The organism is Streptococcus phocae, from assembly GCF_001302265.1.
GTDB lineage: Bacteria > Bacillota > Bacilli > Lactobacillales > Streptococcaceae > Streptococcus > Streptococcus phocae.
Map to the genome: position 1 here is coordinate 1 of NZ_LHQM01000005.1, position 13,967 is coordinate 13,967.

Consider the following 13,967-nt stretch of genomic DNA (forward strand, 5'->3'; position numbering starts at 1 on the left):
TAATATTATTTAGGTTTATAATAATTTATAGAAAGAAGGTGATTGCTATAGTTGAGGAAAATCATCCAAAATGGTTAAACTTGCTAAGTCAAGAAGACTTTGAATTTATAAGACAATTTATTCTTAATTCAGGCTCTTTGAAGAACATGGCAACATACTATAATATTTCTTATCCTACCATTCGTTCACGTCTAGATAAATTAATTGAGAAACTTTCTATTGTGTCAGAAGAAAGGGATAACTTTATTGCTTTGATTAAGCGTCTAGCACTTGAAGGTGAAATGAGCTATGAAGTTGCTAAAATCCTTATTAATACTTATAAAGAAGAAAAGAGGTAATATTATGAAAATAATTATTTTACTCCCATCCTTATTGTTATTTTTACTAGAGTGGTTCATCATACGGCATACAAGTATCAAGAGTTATGTTCCGATTTTGATAACATTTTTAATTGGTTTACCGATCGGTTTATTTTATGGATTACATTTAGTTGCCTTTCCAATGTTCGTTGTTCTAATAGCGTGTCTACTCTGCAAGATTGAAGATGAGGTAAAAAAATACTTTAATCGTAAAGGAATGACTGAAGAAGAAAAAGCTATGTTAAAAGATTTGTAGTAAAAATAAGTTTTGTAACCTAAAGTGGACGAAATACATCTTTGAAAAATAAAGCCTGGAAATATTGATTTCTCAGGTTTTTTACTATATTTAATTCATGACAGTTTACAATTTTAAACGGCTAAAAAATGTTAACCTTTCATAACAATCTCAGTTTGATGTCAATTGATAGTAACTCCCATTTTTCAGAGTAAGTCTTGATAGTTTCAACTGAATATAGAATGATGAAGTGAGGGAAATCTTAATCAGACAAAAATCAGACGAAACCACATTTTAAGCAAGCAAAAAAGCCTAGAAATTTTAATTTCACAGGCTTTTCTTATCTCAATTATTTTACTTCTGTAAATGTTACGTGCTTACGTAATTTTGGTGAGTATTTTTTCAATTGAAGACGGTCTGGGGTGTTACGTTTGTTTTTTGAAGTAAGGTACAAGCGTTCACCAGATTCTTTGTGTTCAAGTGTAATATTTACGCGCATGGTATCTCCCTTCTATTATTTAGCTTCGTTAGCTTTGGCGATTTTACGTCCTTTATAGTATCCTTTAAGTGATACACGGTGAGAACGTGAGTAATCTCCAGTAGTTTCGTCGAATTGTACAGATGGAGCTGTTAATTTGTAATGCGTACGACGTTTGTTCTTTTTAGATTTTGACGTGTGACGTGCAGGAACTGCCATTTTTTCTATCCTCCGATTATATTCAAATATACTTGATTTTCATCAACTTAAATATAGTATCATATCTTTTTTGTAAAGTAAAGTTACTTGACAGTTTTTTTAGAAAAAAGCGTCGCAGTTCTACAAAAATGGTCCTAAAAATGATAGAATGGTAGAAACTATTGAGAAAAAGAGAGGAAGGAGGGTTAATGAGAGCTCTACGAAGTTCGTCTAAACCCTTTATATCTACTATGAAACTTCAAAAACCAAAAGGAACACAGGATATTTTACCTGCTGACAGTGCCAAATGGCAATATGTTGAGAGCGTTGCACGTGATACCTTTAAGCAGTATCATTATGGGGAGATCCGCACCCCTCTATTTGAGCACTATGAGGTGATTTCACGCTCAGTGGGTGACACGACAGATATCGTTACCAAAGAGATGTACGATTTCTATGATAAAGGAGACCGTCATATTACGCTACGTCCAGAAGGAACTGCTCCTGTGGTTCGATCGTATGTCGAAAACAAGCTGTTTGCCCCAGAGGTGCAAAAGCCAGTTAAACTGTATTATATTGGCTCTATGTTTCGTTATGAGCGTCCTCAGGCTGGGCGCTTGCGCGAGTTTCATCAAATTGGGGTAGAATGTTTTGGTGCAGCTAATCCAGCAATTGATGTTGAGACGATTGCAATGGCCTATCACTTATTTGAAAAACTGGGGATCAAAGATGTGACCCTACATTTAAACAGCCTAGGGAGCTCAGCTAGCCGAATGGCTTATCGTCAGGCCTTGATTGACTATCTGTCGCCAATGCGTGACCAGTTATCCAAGGATAGTCAGCGTCGTTTAGATGAGAATCCCTTGCGTGTTCTTGATTCTAAGGAAAAAGAAGATAAAATTGCTGTTGCCAATGCGCCATCTATTTTAGATTATCTCGCTGCAGAGAGTCAAGCTCATTTTGATGCCGTACGCCATATGCTTGAAGCTCTCCACATTCCTTATGTTATTGATACTAACATGGTTCGAGGTCTGGATTATTACAACCACACCATCTTTGAATTTGTCACAACTGTGGATCAGTCTGAGCTGACGGTATGTGCGGGAGGTCGTTATGACGGTCTGGTTGAGTATTTTGGTGGCCCGGAAACAGCAGGATTTGGATTTGGCCTCGGTATTGAGCGTTTGCTGATGATTTTAGAAAAGCAGGGCGTTGAACTTCCTATTGAAACAGAAATGGATGTTTATATTGCTGTTTTAGGAGATGGTGCTAATAGCAAAGCTCTAGAATTGGTGCAAGCCATTCGTCGTCAAGGCTTTACCGCAGAGAGGGATTATCTGGGGCGTAAGATTAAGGCGCAATTCAAATCTGCAGATGCCTTTAAAGCCAAAGTTGTGATTACTTTGGGAGAAAGTGAAGTTGAAGCTGGTCAAGTTGTACTGAAAAACAACCAGACACGAGAGGAACTCATGGCAAGTTTCGATGAAATTTCAACTCAATTTGCAGAATTATTGGATAAAATCCGTTAAAAAAATAGTAAATCAAAATAAAATAGGAACATTTTCCTTTTTTATTTTGAACATTTCTGCCTGTTAAAAATTGGTGACTGTAGGATTTCCCAAAATCGATAAGTCAAAAGATGCCAAGCTCAATATTTGCTAAAAACTCCATCCAATAGGTGGGGTTTTGCTTTGCTTTTTGCTATAATAGTAAAGACTATAAAAAGTAACGGAGATATAAAATGAAACGTAGCATGTATGTGGGACGTGTTCGTAAGGAGCACATCGGAGAAAAGCTAACGCTGAAAGGTTGGGTTAGCCGTCGTCGCGATTTGGGCGGTTTGATTTTTATTGACTTGCGTGACCGCGAAGGAATTATGCAGCTGGTTATTAATCCCGAAGAAGTGTCAAGTAAGTTGATGGCCAAGGCAGAAAGCTTACGTAGCGAATATGTTATTGCTGTTGAAGGAATTGTCGAAGCACGCCAACAAGCTAATGACAAACTAGCAACTGGTGCGGTCGAGTTAAAGGTTTCTGATCTAACCATTTTAAACACCTCAAAAACACCACCATTTGAAATTAAAGACGGCGTTGAGGTTAGCGATGATACTCGTTTGCGCTACCGTTATTTAGATTTACGTCGCCCTGAGATGTTAGAGAACTTCAAATTACGTGCTAAGGTTACTCACTCCATTCGCAACTATCTTGATGAGCTTGAATTTATTGATGTGGAAACTCCAATGCTTGCCAAATCAACACCAGAAGGAGCGCGTGATTATTTGGTGCCAAGTCGCATGAGTAAAGGTCATTTTTACGCTCTGCCACAAAGCCCTCAAATCACAAAACAATTATTGATGAATGCTGGTTTTGACCGCTATTATCAAATTGTTAAATGCTTCCGCGATGAAGATTTACGTGGAGATCGTCAACCTGAGTTTACACAAGTTGACTTGGAAACCTCTTTCTTATCAGAACAAGATATCCAAGATATTGTTGAGGGCATGATTGCTAAGGTCATGAAAGATACCAAAGGAATCGAGGTATCATTGCCTTTCCCACGCATGTCCTATGATGACGCGATGAACCTTTACGGTTCAGATAAGCCTGACACACGCTTTGACATGCTTTTAAAAGACTTGACAGATGTTGTCAAGAATGTTGATTTCAAGGTCTTCTCAGAAGCAAGTGCTGTTAAAGCTATTGTGGTTAAAGGTCAGGCAGATAACTACTCTCGTAAAGATATTGATAAATTGACAGAGTTTGCTAAGCAGTTTGGTGCCAAAGGCTTGGCATGGGTTAAAGTGACAGATGGTCAGCTAGCAGGGCCAGTTGCGAAGTTCCTAACAATCATTCAAAAAGAGTTGACAGATGCGTTACAGCTTTCAGAAAAAGACTTAGTCTTATTTGTAGCAGATGAGTTGGAAGTTGCCAATAATACACTTGGTGCCTTGCGTAACCGTATCGCAAAAGAGCTTGACATGATTGACACGTCTCGATTTAATTTCCTTTGGGTGGTTGATTGGCCGATGTTTGAGTGGTCTGAAGAAGAAGGTCGCTACATGTCAGCGCATCATCCATTCACACTTCCAACCACAGAGTCTGCTCACGAGCTTGACGGTGATTTAGCTAAAGTTCGTGCGGTAGCATACGATATTGTGTTGAATGGTTATGAGCTTGGTGGCGGTAGCCTTCGTATCAATCAAAAAGAGATGCAAGAGCGGATGTTTAAGGCTCTTGGATTTACTGCTGAAGAAGCTAATGATCAGTTTGGTTTCTTACTTGAAGCCATGGATTATGGCTTCCCACCACATGGAGGTTTGGCTATCGGATTGGACCGCTTTGTCATGTTACTAGCTGATAAGGATAATATCCGCGAGGTTATTGCCTTTCCTAAAAATAACAAAGCATCAGATCCAATGACTCAGGCTCCTAGCCACGTCTCTAGCCAGCAGTTAGAAGAACTTAGTCTTCAAATAGAAAGCTATGATTAAAAAAACAACTTACAAGAAAAAAGTTAAATATGTCATTAGTCGAGTTGCTAAAAAAATAGGTCTCCTTCATGCCCTAAGGAGCATTTCAAAAGAAAAATACGCAGAGAAGATTTCCGCTTCTCTGCTTTATGGCATCCTCTCAAGTATTGCAGTTAATTTTTTCTTTCAACCAGGACATGTCTACTCAAGTGGGGCGACTGGTTTTGCTCAGGTGATTTCTGCCATTAGTCACCGGTTATGGGGCTTTGATTTCCCAATCTCATTGGCGTTTTACCTGGTAAATATCCCACTTTTAGTGTTAGCTTGGTATAAAATCGGTCATAAATTTACCATTTTTACGTTTATTACTGTTAGCATGAGTTCCTTTTTTATCCATATCATGCCACAGATTACTTTAACAACCGACCCGCTCATAAATGCTATTTTCGGTGGATTGGTCATGGGTCTTGGGATTGGAACTGGTCTTAAATCTAGAATTTCAAGTGGTGGAACAGATATTATCAGCTTGACCCTTAGAAAAAGAACAGGCAGAGATGTTGGTAATATTTCCTTGATGGTTAATGGAGTCATCATGATTTTTGCGGGTTTGCTGTTTGGCTGGCAATACGCCCTTTATTCAATGGTTACGATTTTTGTATCGAGTCGTGTCACTGATGCGGTGTTTACAAAGCAAAAAAAAATGCAGGCCCTGATTGTCACTGGTTGTCCAGAGAAGGTCATTGCCATGATTCATAAAAAATTACATCGAGGCGTCACGAGTATTAATGACGCCGAAGGTACTTACAAGCACGAACAAAAAGCTGTTTTAATTACTATTTTGACACGTGAAGAGTATAGTGAGTTCAAGTATCTTATGTTAAAAACAGACCCCAAAGCTTTCGTTTCAGTATCAGAAAACGTTAGGATTATTGGTCGGTTTGTCGAAGAAGATTAAAGAAAATAGGTGTTAACATGTCGGCTGATCAGAGTTTAAAACTAAAAAATATTTGTTTCATCATACTTGGTGCAGCCATTTATGCCTTTGCCTTTGTTTATTTTTACATGGCAAATAGAATTGCAGCCAATGGATTAGCTGGATTGACACAGGTTGCTCAAGCCTTGTTTGGCATTAATCCATCTATTTCAGGTTATGTGATTAACCTCCCGCTGGTTATACTAGGGGCAAAGCTATTTGGTAAACGGGCCATGATATATACTGTTACGGGGATTTCTTCCTTGTACCTGTTTATCTGGGTTTTCCAGCAAATTCCTCTATTTGTTGATTTAAATAATGACAGTTTAGTGGTAGCCTTGATGGCTGGTATCTTTGGTGGTCTTGGCGGAGGAATTGTTTTCCGAAACGGAGGAACCATTGGAGGAGCAGATATTATCGCCAAACTCATCGAAGATAAATTTGGCTTGCAGCTTAACCAGGCTTTACTGGGGATTGATATCTTTGTTATGGTCGTTTCTTTAACCTATATCTCTATTCCACAGATGATGTATGCCTTAATTGCCAGCTTTATTTATGGGCAGATTGTACACCTCGTTCAAAATGGTGGTTATTCAGCGAGAGGAACCTTTATTATTTCAGATCATGCAGAAGCTATTTCTAAATTTATCATGGAAGAATTAGGACGAGGAGTGACCTATCTGAATGGAGAAGGTGCTTATTCAGGCAGAGAGAAACAAGTCATTTATGTTGCTTTAGGCAAGACAGATGTTCGAGAGCTGAAGGTCTTTATTTCTCAGGTTGATCCGAATGCTTTTGTCTCTTTCTTTGATGTTGATGAAGTCAACAGTCCAGAGTTTATCGCCATTAAAAGCAAGTACCATAAAAAGAAAAAAAGATAACTCGTTTGCTTCAGGGTGAAGCAACACGTTTCTTGAAGAATAGTGAGGGAAGCAGATGACAAAATACGCTACATTAAGTCGCATCAGAAAATTGACGCTCATCGCCTTGGGTGTGGCAATCTATACATTTGGTTTTGTAAACTTTAATATGGCTAATGCCTTGGCTGAAGGTGGTGTCGCAGGAATTACCCTTATTTTACATGCTCATTTTGGCATTAATCCTGCCTATTCTTCCTTGCTGTTTAACCTGCCACTTTTTGTCTTAGGTGCAAGAATATTTGGGAAGCGCTCATTGGCGCTCACTATTTATGGCACCGTTTTGATGTCTGCTTTTATCTGGATGTGGCAAAAAATTCCAATGGCTTTAGGCCTAGAAAATGACATGATGCTTGTTGCTGTTGTGGCTGGGCTGTTTTCTGGTATTGGTAGTGGCCTTGTTTTTCGTTATGGTGCCACAACAGGTGGAACAGACATTATTGCTCGAATTGCTGAGGAAAAATTTGGCGCGAAGTTAGGGCAAACCTTGTTATTTATTGATGCACTGGTGTTGACAGCCTCTCTGACCTATGTTGATTTAAAACACATGCTCTATACCCTTGTGGCGAGTTTTGTCTTTAGCCAAATGATTACAGTGGTTCAAAATGGTGGGTATACTATCCGTGGGATGCTCATTATTACAAAACACTCAGACGCTGCAGCTCAAGCTATTTTGACAGAAATCAATCGAGGGGTGACTTATTTAAAAGGTCAAGGTGCTTACTCAGGCAATGAGTACAATATCATGTATGTGACCCTCAATCCAACTGAGGTGCGTGAGGTTAAACGTATTTTAAGCGAATTAGATCCCGATGCCTTTATCTCGATTATTGATGTTGATGAGGTAATTAGTTCTGACTTTAAGATTCGGCGCAAAAACTTTGACAAGCCTATTGAAAAAGCATTGCAGAAAAAACCGAAACTTAAATAGATTGATTAAATTTTGTCAAAAAAGCCTTTCCTCAAAAACAGAGGAAAGGCTTTTTTAGTTCGTCATTACATTTCATTTGGCGCTTCAACACCAAGTAAACGAAGAGCTTCTTTTAGAACAACTGCTGTTGCGGAGCAAAGTGCCAAGCGGTTGTCACGATTAGAATCGTCTTCGAGGATACGGTTATGAGCATAGTATTTGTTGAAATTTTGTGCTAGGTTGATGGCAAATTTTGCCAAAATAGAAGGTTCAAAGAGATCAGCAGTACGCTTAATAATCCGAGGGAAGTCTTGGATAAGCTTGATAATTTCCCAACTTTCCGCATCGGTTAAGCTGTAATCAGTTTCTTCAGATGGAACGAAGTTAGCTTTGCGCAGAATTGATTGGATTCGAGCGTGTGCGTATTGCACGTAAGGACCAGTTTCGCCTTCGAAGGAAACCATAGCCTCAAGGTCAAAGTCGTAGCCGTTCATCCGGTCTGTTTTCAGGTCGTAAAACTTGATGGCACCAACTCCAACGGCGTGTGCGACAGCGTCTTTATCAGGCAAATTAGGGTTTTTAGCTTCAATTTGACTTGCGGCACGATTGATAGCTTCAGTAACCGTTGGTTCAAGTAAGATAACATTACCTTTACGAGTAGATAATTTAGCACCACCCTTGGTAACCAGACCAAAAGCCACGTGAGTCATGTCATCTGACCAATGGTATCCCATTTCTTTTAGCACCGCTTTGAGTTGTTTAAAGTGGGCGGCCTGTTCGTTTCCGACAACGTAAACAGCTTTGGCAAAATCATAAGTACGTTTGCGGTAAAGAGCAGCGGCTAAGTCACGTGTAATGTAGAGGGTTGCACCATCTGATTTTTTGATTAATGCAGGGTGTTCAATCCCATACTTTTCAAGGTTAACGACTTGGGCACCTTTTGATTCGACCAACAATTCTTTAGCTTCAAGAAGCTCTACGACTTCATCCATTTTATCGTTGTAAAACGCTTCGCCATTGTAGCTATCAAAGGTAACATTCATTTGCTCATACAAGCGATTAAATTCTAATAAGCTTTCGTCGCGGAACCATTGCCATAAAGATCTTGCCTCAGGGTCAGCATTTTCTAGTTTGCGGAACCAATCACGCGCTTCCTCATCAACCGTTGGATCAGTTTCTGCTTCTGCATTGATACGAACGTATAGTTTTAGGAGCTCATCAACTGGATGTTCTTGAACAGCTTTTTCGTCACCCCATTTTTTATAGGCAACAATAAGCATACCAAATTGTTTTCCCCAGTCACCAAGGTGATTGATTTTTACAGGGGTATAGCCCATTTTAGCAAAGACATGAGCTAGGCTATCACCAATAACTGTCGAGCGCAAATGACCAATCGAAAAAGGTTTTGCAATGTTGGGGCTAGACATATCGATGGCGACATTTTGGCCGTTTCCTTCGTTTTGCAGCGCATAATCGCAACCATCAGCAATAACCTGTCCAAGGACTTGGGATGAGATGCTTGCTTTGTCTAAAAAGAAATTAATATAAGGACCTACTGCAACGACTTTTTCAAAAGCACTACTGTCTATTTTATCAGCTAAATCACTAGCAATCATTTGAGGTGCTTTGCGAAGCACTTTTGCCAAGCTAAACGCTGGAAAGGCAAGGTCTCCCATATCAGAATTTTTTGGGGTTTCAAGCAAGTTTAAAATGGCATTTTGTTCCAACTCGGGAACAATCTCAGAAATCTTACTTGCAATTAGAGTTTTAGTATCCATTTGCTTCTCCTAAAAATAGTTTGTCACTTTATTCTAACATATTTCTTTCAAATAAACGAGAAGACGGCTGAGAAAACCTAGTAGCGTTACATTCCCTACAAGGCTGTTGCTCTGTGATTCTATAGGCTAGGGAGTGATTGATGTGGATTCTTGTCATTAAGGTCTAAACTTGCTAAAAATCAGCTAAAACAGTAGAAGTCAGGTGAAATTATAGCAAATTTTTGTTATAATCTTGAGAGGATAATTATACAGTTGGGAGAGACAACATGAATAAAATGGAGAGACAAAATCAGATTAAACGGATTATTCAAGCAGAGCCTATTGGAACACAAGAAGAAATTAAACAACTGCTTCAAAAAGAAGGTATCGTGGTGACCCAAGCGACCCTATCACGAGATTTAAGAGAAATTGGGCTCTTAAAATTAAGAAATGACCAAGGAAAGCTTTACTATAGCCTTTCAGAGCCTGTCGTGACGCCTTTTAGTCCAGATGCCCGCTTCTACGTCCAAAAGGTTGACCGTGCAGGCTTTATGTTAGTCCTTCACACACAACTCGGCGAGGCGGATGTTCTGGCGAACCTTATCGATAGTAATCAGATTGATGATGTTGTAGGCACAATTGCGGGGGCAGACACCTTATTAGTGATTTGCCGTGACGAAATCATTGCCAAGCGCTTTGAAAAAGATTTGGCTGCAGGCCTATGACAAGCTATCAAACGACATTAAATCAGTTGATAGAGGCTATTTGCAAACATGACAGTATTATCGCTTATCAAAAGGCGCATGACCGTCTGATGCAGACCTCCTATCATCAAAAAGCTTATCAGATGAAGCGTCATCAACAAGACAGTCATCTTTTTCAAAAGATTGCCAAAAATCAAGCGGCTAAGCTATCTGAGACGAGTGCAAAAAACTTAGAAGCAGAGCTAAATAGCCTACCTTTAATTGTCGACTATCGTGATAAAATGCAAGATGCGAGTGATTTGCTCCAGTATATTACAAAAACGATTGAAAATAAGTTAAACAAGGAGATAACAAATGGCAACAGCTAAAATTTCTCCTGGAATGCAACAGTATCTGGATATTAAGAAATCCTATCCAGATGCTTTTTTGCTTTTTAGGATGGGTGATTTTTACGAGTTATTTTACGAAGACGCTGTCAAAGCAGCACAATTATTAGAAATTGGGCTAACAAGTCGCAATAAAAATGCAGAAAACCCTATTCCGATGGCAGGGGTGCCACATCACTCAGCACAACAATATATTGATATTTTGGTGACGCTTGGGTATAAAGTGGCCATTGCTGAGCAGATGGAGGATCCTAAAACATCTGTTGGAGTGGTGAAACGAGAAGTTGTCCAAGTGATTACACCAGGAACGGTGGTTGACTCTAGCAAACCCGATAGTTCCAACAACTTTCTGGTTGCCATTGATTATGATGGTAATAGGTATGGGCTTTCTTACATGGATGTGTCGACGGGAGAATTCTTTGTGACAGACTTGGCAGACTTTGCCAGTGTCAAAAGCGAGATTCAAAACCTCAAAGCAAAAGAAGTTCTCTTGGGCTTTGAGGTTTCAGAAGAAGAGCAGTCTGTACTAGCTAATCAGATGAATTTGTTATTATCAGTTGAAGACACAGCGATGACGGAGTCTGCGCTGATTGATAAACAGTTGACAGAAGTTGAGATTACGGCAGCTGGCAAACTATTAAACTATGTCCACAAAACCCAAATGCGAGAACTAAGTCACCTGCAACGATTGGTTCATTATGAAATAAAAGACTACTTGCAAATGTCTTATGCGACTAAATCGAGTTTAGATTTACTTGAAAATGCGCGAACCAATAAAAAACATGGGAGCCTATATTGGTTACTTGATGAAACCAGAACGGCTATGGGGATGCGGCTGTTACGAACATGGATTGATCGCCCACTTGTTCATCTTGAGACTATTTTAGAGCGTCAAGAAATTGTTCAGGTATTTTTAGATGCTTTTATTGAAAGAACTGATTTGAGTAATAGTTTAAAAGGTGTCTATGATATTGAACGCTTGGCTAGTCGCGTGTCATTTGGTAAGGCCAATCCAAAAGATTTATTACAATTAGGGCACACATTGGGTCAGGTGCCAGAGATTAAGGCGATTTTAAGCTCTTTCAACAATCAATATGTTGACAAGATTGTCAACGGCATTGACGCTTTGCCAGAACTAGAACATCTGATTAGCGCAGCAATCGATCCCGATGCGCCAGCCACTATTAGCGATGGCAATATTATCAGAACAGGATTTGATGAGCGACTAGACCATTATCGTACGGTTATGCGTGAGGGGATGGGCTGGATTGCTGAGATAGAAACCAAAGAGCGCCAAAATAGCGGGATTAACAATCTTAAAATCGATTACAATAAAAAAGATGGCTATTATTTTCATGTGACCAACTCCAATTTGAAAATGGTTCCAGATTACTTTTTCAGAAAAGCGACGCTGAAAAATTCAGAGCGTTATGGCACGGCAGAATTAGCTAAAATCGAAGGACAAATGTTAGAGGCTAGAGAGGAATCTTCTAGCTTGGAATATGATATTTTCATGCGCATTCGCACACAGGTTGAAGGATACATCGGTAGATTACAACGTTTGGCTAAGTTACTAGCAACTGTTGATGTTTTGCAAAGCTTGGCAGTTGTGGCTGAAAAAAATCATTACGCTCGTCCATGCTTTAATACTGATCAAAACATTAATGTTGTTAATGGTCGCCACGCAGTTGTTGAGAAAGTCATGGGCGTCCAGGAGTACATTCCAAATAGCATTGTCTTTGATGATCAAACAAGCATCCAACTGATCACAGGGCCTAACATGAGTGGTAAGTCAACCTACATGCGACAACTTGCCTTAACAGTCATCATGGCGCAAATAGGAGCGTTTGTTGCGGCAGAGATGGTCGATTTACCAATATTCGATGCTATTTTTACTCGTATTGGAGCAGCTGATGATTTGATTTCAGGACAGTCCACCTTTATGGTTGAGATGATGGAAGCCAATCATGCAATCAAGCGAGCAACCAACAAGTCACTTATCTTATTTGATGAGCTAGGACGAGGAACAGCCACCTATGATGGTATGGCTCTAGCACAATCTCTGATTGAGCATATTCATGATAAGGTCGGTGCAAAAACGATGTTTGCTACCCATTACCATGAGTTGACAGAACTGTCAACCTCGTTGACGAAGCTTGTCAATGTGCATGTAGCCACCTTAGAACAAGATGGCGACGTTACATTTTTGCATAAGATTTCTCAAGGGCCTGCCGACAAATCCTATGGAATCCATGTTGCTAAAATAGCGGGGCTACCAGAGGAGGTCTTGAACAGAGCCAGTCAGCTATTGACAAAACTAGAAAGTCAGTCGCATGTTTCGACCTCTATTTTATCAGCCTCTGAGGATCTCGATAATTCAGAAAGCGTGATAGAGCAGTTGACATTATTTGAGTCAGATTCGGACACGGGACAGATTATTCAACGCTTAGAGTCTATTGATGTATTGAATCTTACCCCAATTCAAGCAATGATGGCACTTCATGAGTTGAAAACCTTATTACCAAATCAAAAGAAATAGAATCGACAAAGAAAAAAGACTCTGACAGAGTCTTTTTTTAAGCACATTAAGTGCAAAATAAAAAGCTGTAGAGATTATCTACAGCTTTTTTGTTAGGCGATTTTAGTAATATTTGTTGCTTGAAGGCCACGTTGACCTTGCTCAACTTCAAATGAAACTTTTTGACCTTCGTCTAAAGATTTGAATCCACTTGATTGAATTTCTGAGAAATGGGCAAATACGTCTGCACCATCTTCTTGTGTGATAAAGCCGAAGCCTTTATCTGCGTTAAACCATTTTACTGTACCTTGTGTCATTTGAGTTACCTCTTATTATTTTATTTGTAAAAAAAACTTAAAGAGATAAAACATAGAATGAACTGATACTTTGACTCGAAAAACTTATTTACAATCCCTACTATAACAGTATAATCAACACAAGTCAATGAAAAAGTCTCTTTTGTGTTGATATTTATTTTTTAATGGCTGAATGTTATCTTTATTCCATTGTCAAAGCAAGAGTGATTAAGCCCTGAAAGCACGTGAATGCTGAGTTGTTAGACCGTCAGCAAAAAGAAAGTCCACAATCAAGAAGATAAGTGTCCTTTTTAGTAATATTTGTTATACTATGTTTAATAAAAGTTCAATGATATGAGAAAGGGACATTATGACAGAAAAGAAAATCGTACCAGTTATCAGTTTACTCTCAAGCAGTCTATCAATTTTAGATAGCACCACCTTATTTATGGCTAGTGGCTACTGGTTGTTGTTAGGCTTCGCCGTTACTACTGGTTTTGGGGGACTATTGATTAATAAAAACGGACCAAAACACATCTCAATGCTAGCTGTCCTACTATCAATTGCAGCTGTAGCTATTGCGGTTTACTGTTATACTAATCGTGCGGTACCTTATTAAAAGGTAAGGCTCATTAGATATCTCAAAAGTCCACAAAAAAGGCACCCAGAGAGGTGCCTTTTTTAATACTGTAAAATAGAGACAGATGAGCAACTATCCGTCAGATTGTTAGATTATTTGTTAGGATTTAGTGATTGCTTCTGGTTTC

At 39.2% G+C, this 13,967-nt stretch carries 15 protein-coding genes; 11 read left to right on the forward strand and 4 right to left on the reverse strand.

What is annotated here, in order from left to right; translation table 11 throughout:
- Both AKK44_RS01150 and AKK44_RS01155 read left to right on the forward strand, forming a co-directional pair.
- On the forward strand, positions 1–338 hold a 338-nt coding region (locus AKK44_RS01150; protein WP_236686635.1), incomplete at its 5' end, for a DUF2089 family protein.
- Between the two features lie 4 nt (positions 339–342).
- Complete coding sequence (locus tag AKK44_RS01155; RefSeq protein WP_054278154.1) at positions 343–615, forward strand: hypothetical protein; 273 nt, start codon at positions 343–345, stop codon at positions 613–615.
- A 328-nt stretch (positions 616–943) separates the two neighbouring features.
- Here the strand turns inward: AKK44_RS01155 and rpmG are convergent, their stop codons facing one another.
- Together rpmG and rpmF are read right to left on the reverse strand one after the other, a co-directional pair.
- Positions 944–1,093, reverse strand: a complete 150-nt coding sequence (rpmG, locus tag AKK44_RS01160) for a 50S ribosomal protein L33 (RefSeq protein WP_002982147.1) — start codon at positions 1,091–1,093, stop codon at positions 944–946.
- 15 nt (positions 1,094–1,108) lie between these two features.
- Positions 1,109–1,291 (reverse strand): 50S ribosomal protein L32, encoded by a 183-nt coding sequence (gene rpmF / locus AKK44_RS01165; protein WP_037594970.1) that lies wholly within the window; start codon positions 1,289–1,291, stop codon positions 1,109–1,111.
- Between the two features lie 230 nt (positions 1,292–1,521).
- Here rpmF and hisS point away from each other — a divergent pair, with 230 nt between their 5' ends.
- From hisS to AKK44_RS01190, 5 genes are all read left to right on the forward strand, one after another.
- Positions 1,522–2,799 carry a histidine--tRNA ligase gene (hisS, locus tag AKK44_RS01170; RefSeq protein WP_054278215.1) on the forward strand — a complete coding sequence of 426 codons (1,278 nt, stop codon included), beginning with the start codon at positions 1,522–1,524 and terminating at the stop codon, positions 2,797–2,799.
- A 212-nt stretch (positions 2,800–3,011) separates the two neighbouring features.
- A complete protein-coding gene (gene aspS / locus AKK44_RS01175; RefSeq protein WP_054278155.1) occupies positions 3,012–4,760 on the forward strand; it encodes an aspartate--tRNA ligase in 1,749 nt (582 codons plus the stop codon).
- Complete coding sequence (locus AKK44_RS01180) at positions 4,753–5,694, forward strand: YitT family protein (protein WP_037596150.1); 942 nt, start codon at positions 4,753–4,755, stop codon at positions 5,692–5,694. The genes aspS and AKK44_RS01180 overlap by 8 nt, the downstream gene beginning before the upstream one ends.
- A 17-nt stretch (positions 5,695–5,711) precedes the next feature.
- Positions 5,712–6,593 carry a YitT family protein gene (locus tag AKK44_RS01185; protein WP_054278156.1) on the forward strand — a complete coding sequence of 294 codons (882 nt, stop codon included), beginning with the start codon at positions 5,712–5,714 and terminating at the stop codon, positions 6,591–6,593.
- Positions 6,594–6,648: 55 nt separating this feature from the next.
- Positions 6,649–7,560 (forward strand): YitT family protein, encoded by a 912-nt coding sequence (locus AKK44_RS01190; RefSeq protein ID WP_037596152.1) that lies wholly within the window; start codon positions 6,649–6,651, stop codon positions 7,558–7,560.
- A 65-nt stretch (positions 7,561–7,625) separates the two neighbouring features.
- On the opposite strand, the gene argS is transcribed toward AKK44_RS01190, so the two are convergent.
- A complete protein-coding gene (gene argS / locus AKK44_RS01195) occupies positions 7,626–9,317 on the reverse strand; it encodes an arginine--tRNA ligase (protein ID WP_054278157.1) in 1,692 nt (563 codons plus the stop codon).
- A gap of 266 nt (positions 9,318–9,583) precedes the next feature.
- Here argS and argR point away from each other — a divergent pair, with 266 nt between their 5' ends.
- Genes argR through mutS form a run of 3 tightly spaced genes read left to right on the forward strand, consistent with a single transcriptional unit; the run spans position 9,584 to position 12,925 of the window.
- On the forward strand, positions 9,584–10,021 hold the full coding sequence (argR, locus tag AKK44_RS01200; protein ID WP_054278158.1) for an arginine repressor: 438 nt from the start codon (positions 9,584–9,586) through the stop codon (positions 10,019–10,021).
- Positions 10,018–10,368 (forward strand): YlbF family regulator, encoded by a 351-nt coding sequence (locus AKK44_RS01205; protein ID WP_054278159.1) that lies wholly within the window; start codon positions 10,018–10,020, stop codon positions 10,366–10,368. The genes argR and AKK44_RS01205 overlap by 4 nt, the downstream gene beginning before the upstream one ends.
- Positions 10,355–12,925, forward strand: a complete 2,571-nt coding sequence (mutS, locus tag AKK44_RS01210) for a DNA mismatch repair protein MutS (protein WP_054278160.1) — start codon at positions 10,355–10,357, stop codon at positions 12,923–12,925. Before AKK44_RS01205 ends, mutS begins: the two co-directional genes overlap by 14 nt.
- A 92-nt stretch (positions 12,926–13,017) precedes the next feature.
- Here mutS and AKK44_RS01215 read toward each other — a convergent pair whose 3' ends face one another.
- Positions 13,018–13,221: a cold-shock protein gene (locus AKK44_RS01215; RefSeq protein ID WP_037596162.1), complete on the reverse strand. Its 204-nt coding sequence runs from the start codon at positions 13,219–13,221 to the stop codon at positions 13,018–13,020.
- A 349-nt stretch (positions 13,222–13,570) separates the two neighbouring features.
- Here AKK44_RS01215 and AKK44_RS01220 point away from each other — a divergent pair, with 349 nt between their 5' ends.
- Positions 13,571–13,819 carry a hypothetical protein gene (locus AKK44_RS01220; protein WP_054278161.1) on the forward strand — a complete coding sequence of 83 codons (249 nt, stop codon included), beginning with the start codon at positions 13,571–13,573 and terminating at the stop codon, positions 13,817–13,819.
- Positions 13,820–13,967 lie beyond the last annotated feature (148 nt).

What these genes read in the sequence shown, in the direction of transcription:
- AKK44_RS01155 (WP_054278154.1), top strand. Translation starts at nt 343, where the DNA reads ATGAAAATAATTATTTTACTCCCATCCTTATTGTTATTTTTACTAGAG.
- rpmG (WP_002982147.1), bottom strand. Translation starts at nt 1,093, where the DNA reads ATGCGCGTAAATATTACACTTGAACACAAAGAATCTGGTGAACGCTTG.
- rpmF (WP_037594970.1), bottom strand. Translation starts at nt 1,291, where the DNA reads ATGGCAGTTCCTGCACGTCACACGTCAAAATCTAAAAAGAACAAACGT.
- hisS (WP_054278215.1), top strand. Translation starts at nt 1,522, where the DNA reads ATGAAACTTCAAAAACCAAAAGGAACACAGGATATTTTACCTGCTGAC.
- aspS (WP_054278155.1), top strand. Translation starts at nt 3,012, where the DNA reads ATGAAACGTAGCATGTATGTGGGACGTGTTCGTAAGGAGCACATCGGA.
- AKK44_RS01180 (WP_037596150.1), top strand. Translation starts at nt 4,753, where the DNA reads ATGATTAAAAAAACAACTTACAAGAAAAAAGTTAAATATGTCATTAGT.
- AKK44_RS01185 (WP_054278156.1), top strand. Translation starts at nt 5,712, where the DNA reads ATGTCGGCTGATCAGAGTTTAAAACTAAAAAATATTTGTTTCATCATA.
- AKK44_RS01190 (WP_037596152.1), top strand. Translation starts at nt 6,649, where the DNA reads ATGACAAAATACGCTACATTAAGTCGCATCAGAAAATTGACGCTCATC.
- argS (WP_054278157.1), bottom strand. Translation starts at nt 9,317, where the DNA reads ATGGATACTAAAACTCTAATTGCAAGTAAGATTTCTGAGATTGTTCCC.
- argR (WP_054278158.1), top strand. Translation starts at nt 9,584, where the DNA reads ATGAATAAAATGGAGAGACAAAATCAGATTAAACGGATTATTCAAGCA.
- AKK44_RS01205 (WP_054278159.1), top strand. Translation starts at nt 10,018, where the DNA reads ATGACAAGCTATCAAACGACATTAAATCAGTTGATAGAGGCTATTTGC.
- mutS (WP_054278160.1), top strand. Translation starts at nt 10,355, where the DNA reads ATGGCAACAGCTAAAATTTCTCCTGGAATGCAACAGTATCTGGATATT.
- AKK44_RS01215 (WP_037596162.1), bottom strand. Translation starts at nt 13,221, where the DNA reads ATGACACAAGGTACAGTAAAATGGTTTAACGCAGATAAAGGCTTCGGC.
- AKK44_RS01220 (WP_054278161.1), top strand. Translation starts at nt 13,571, where the DNA reads ATGACAGAAAAGAAAATCGTACCAGTTATCAGTTTACTCTCAAGCAGT.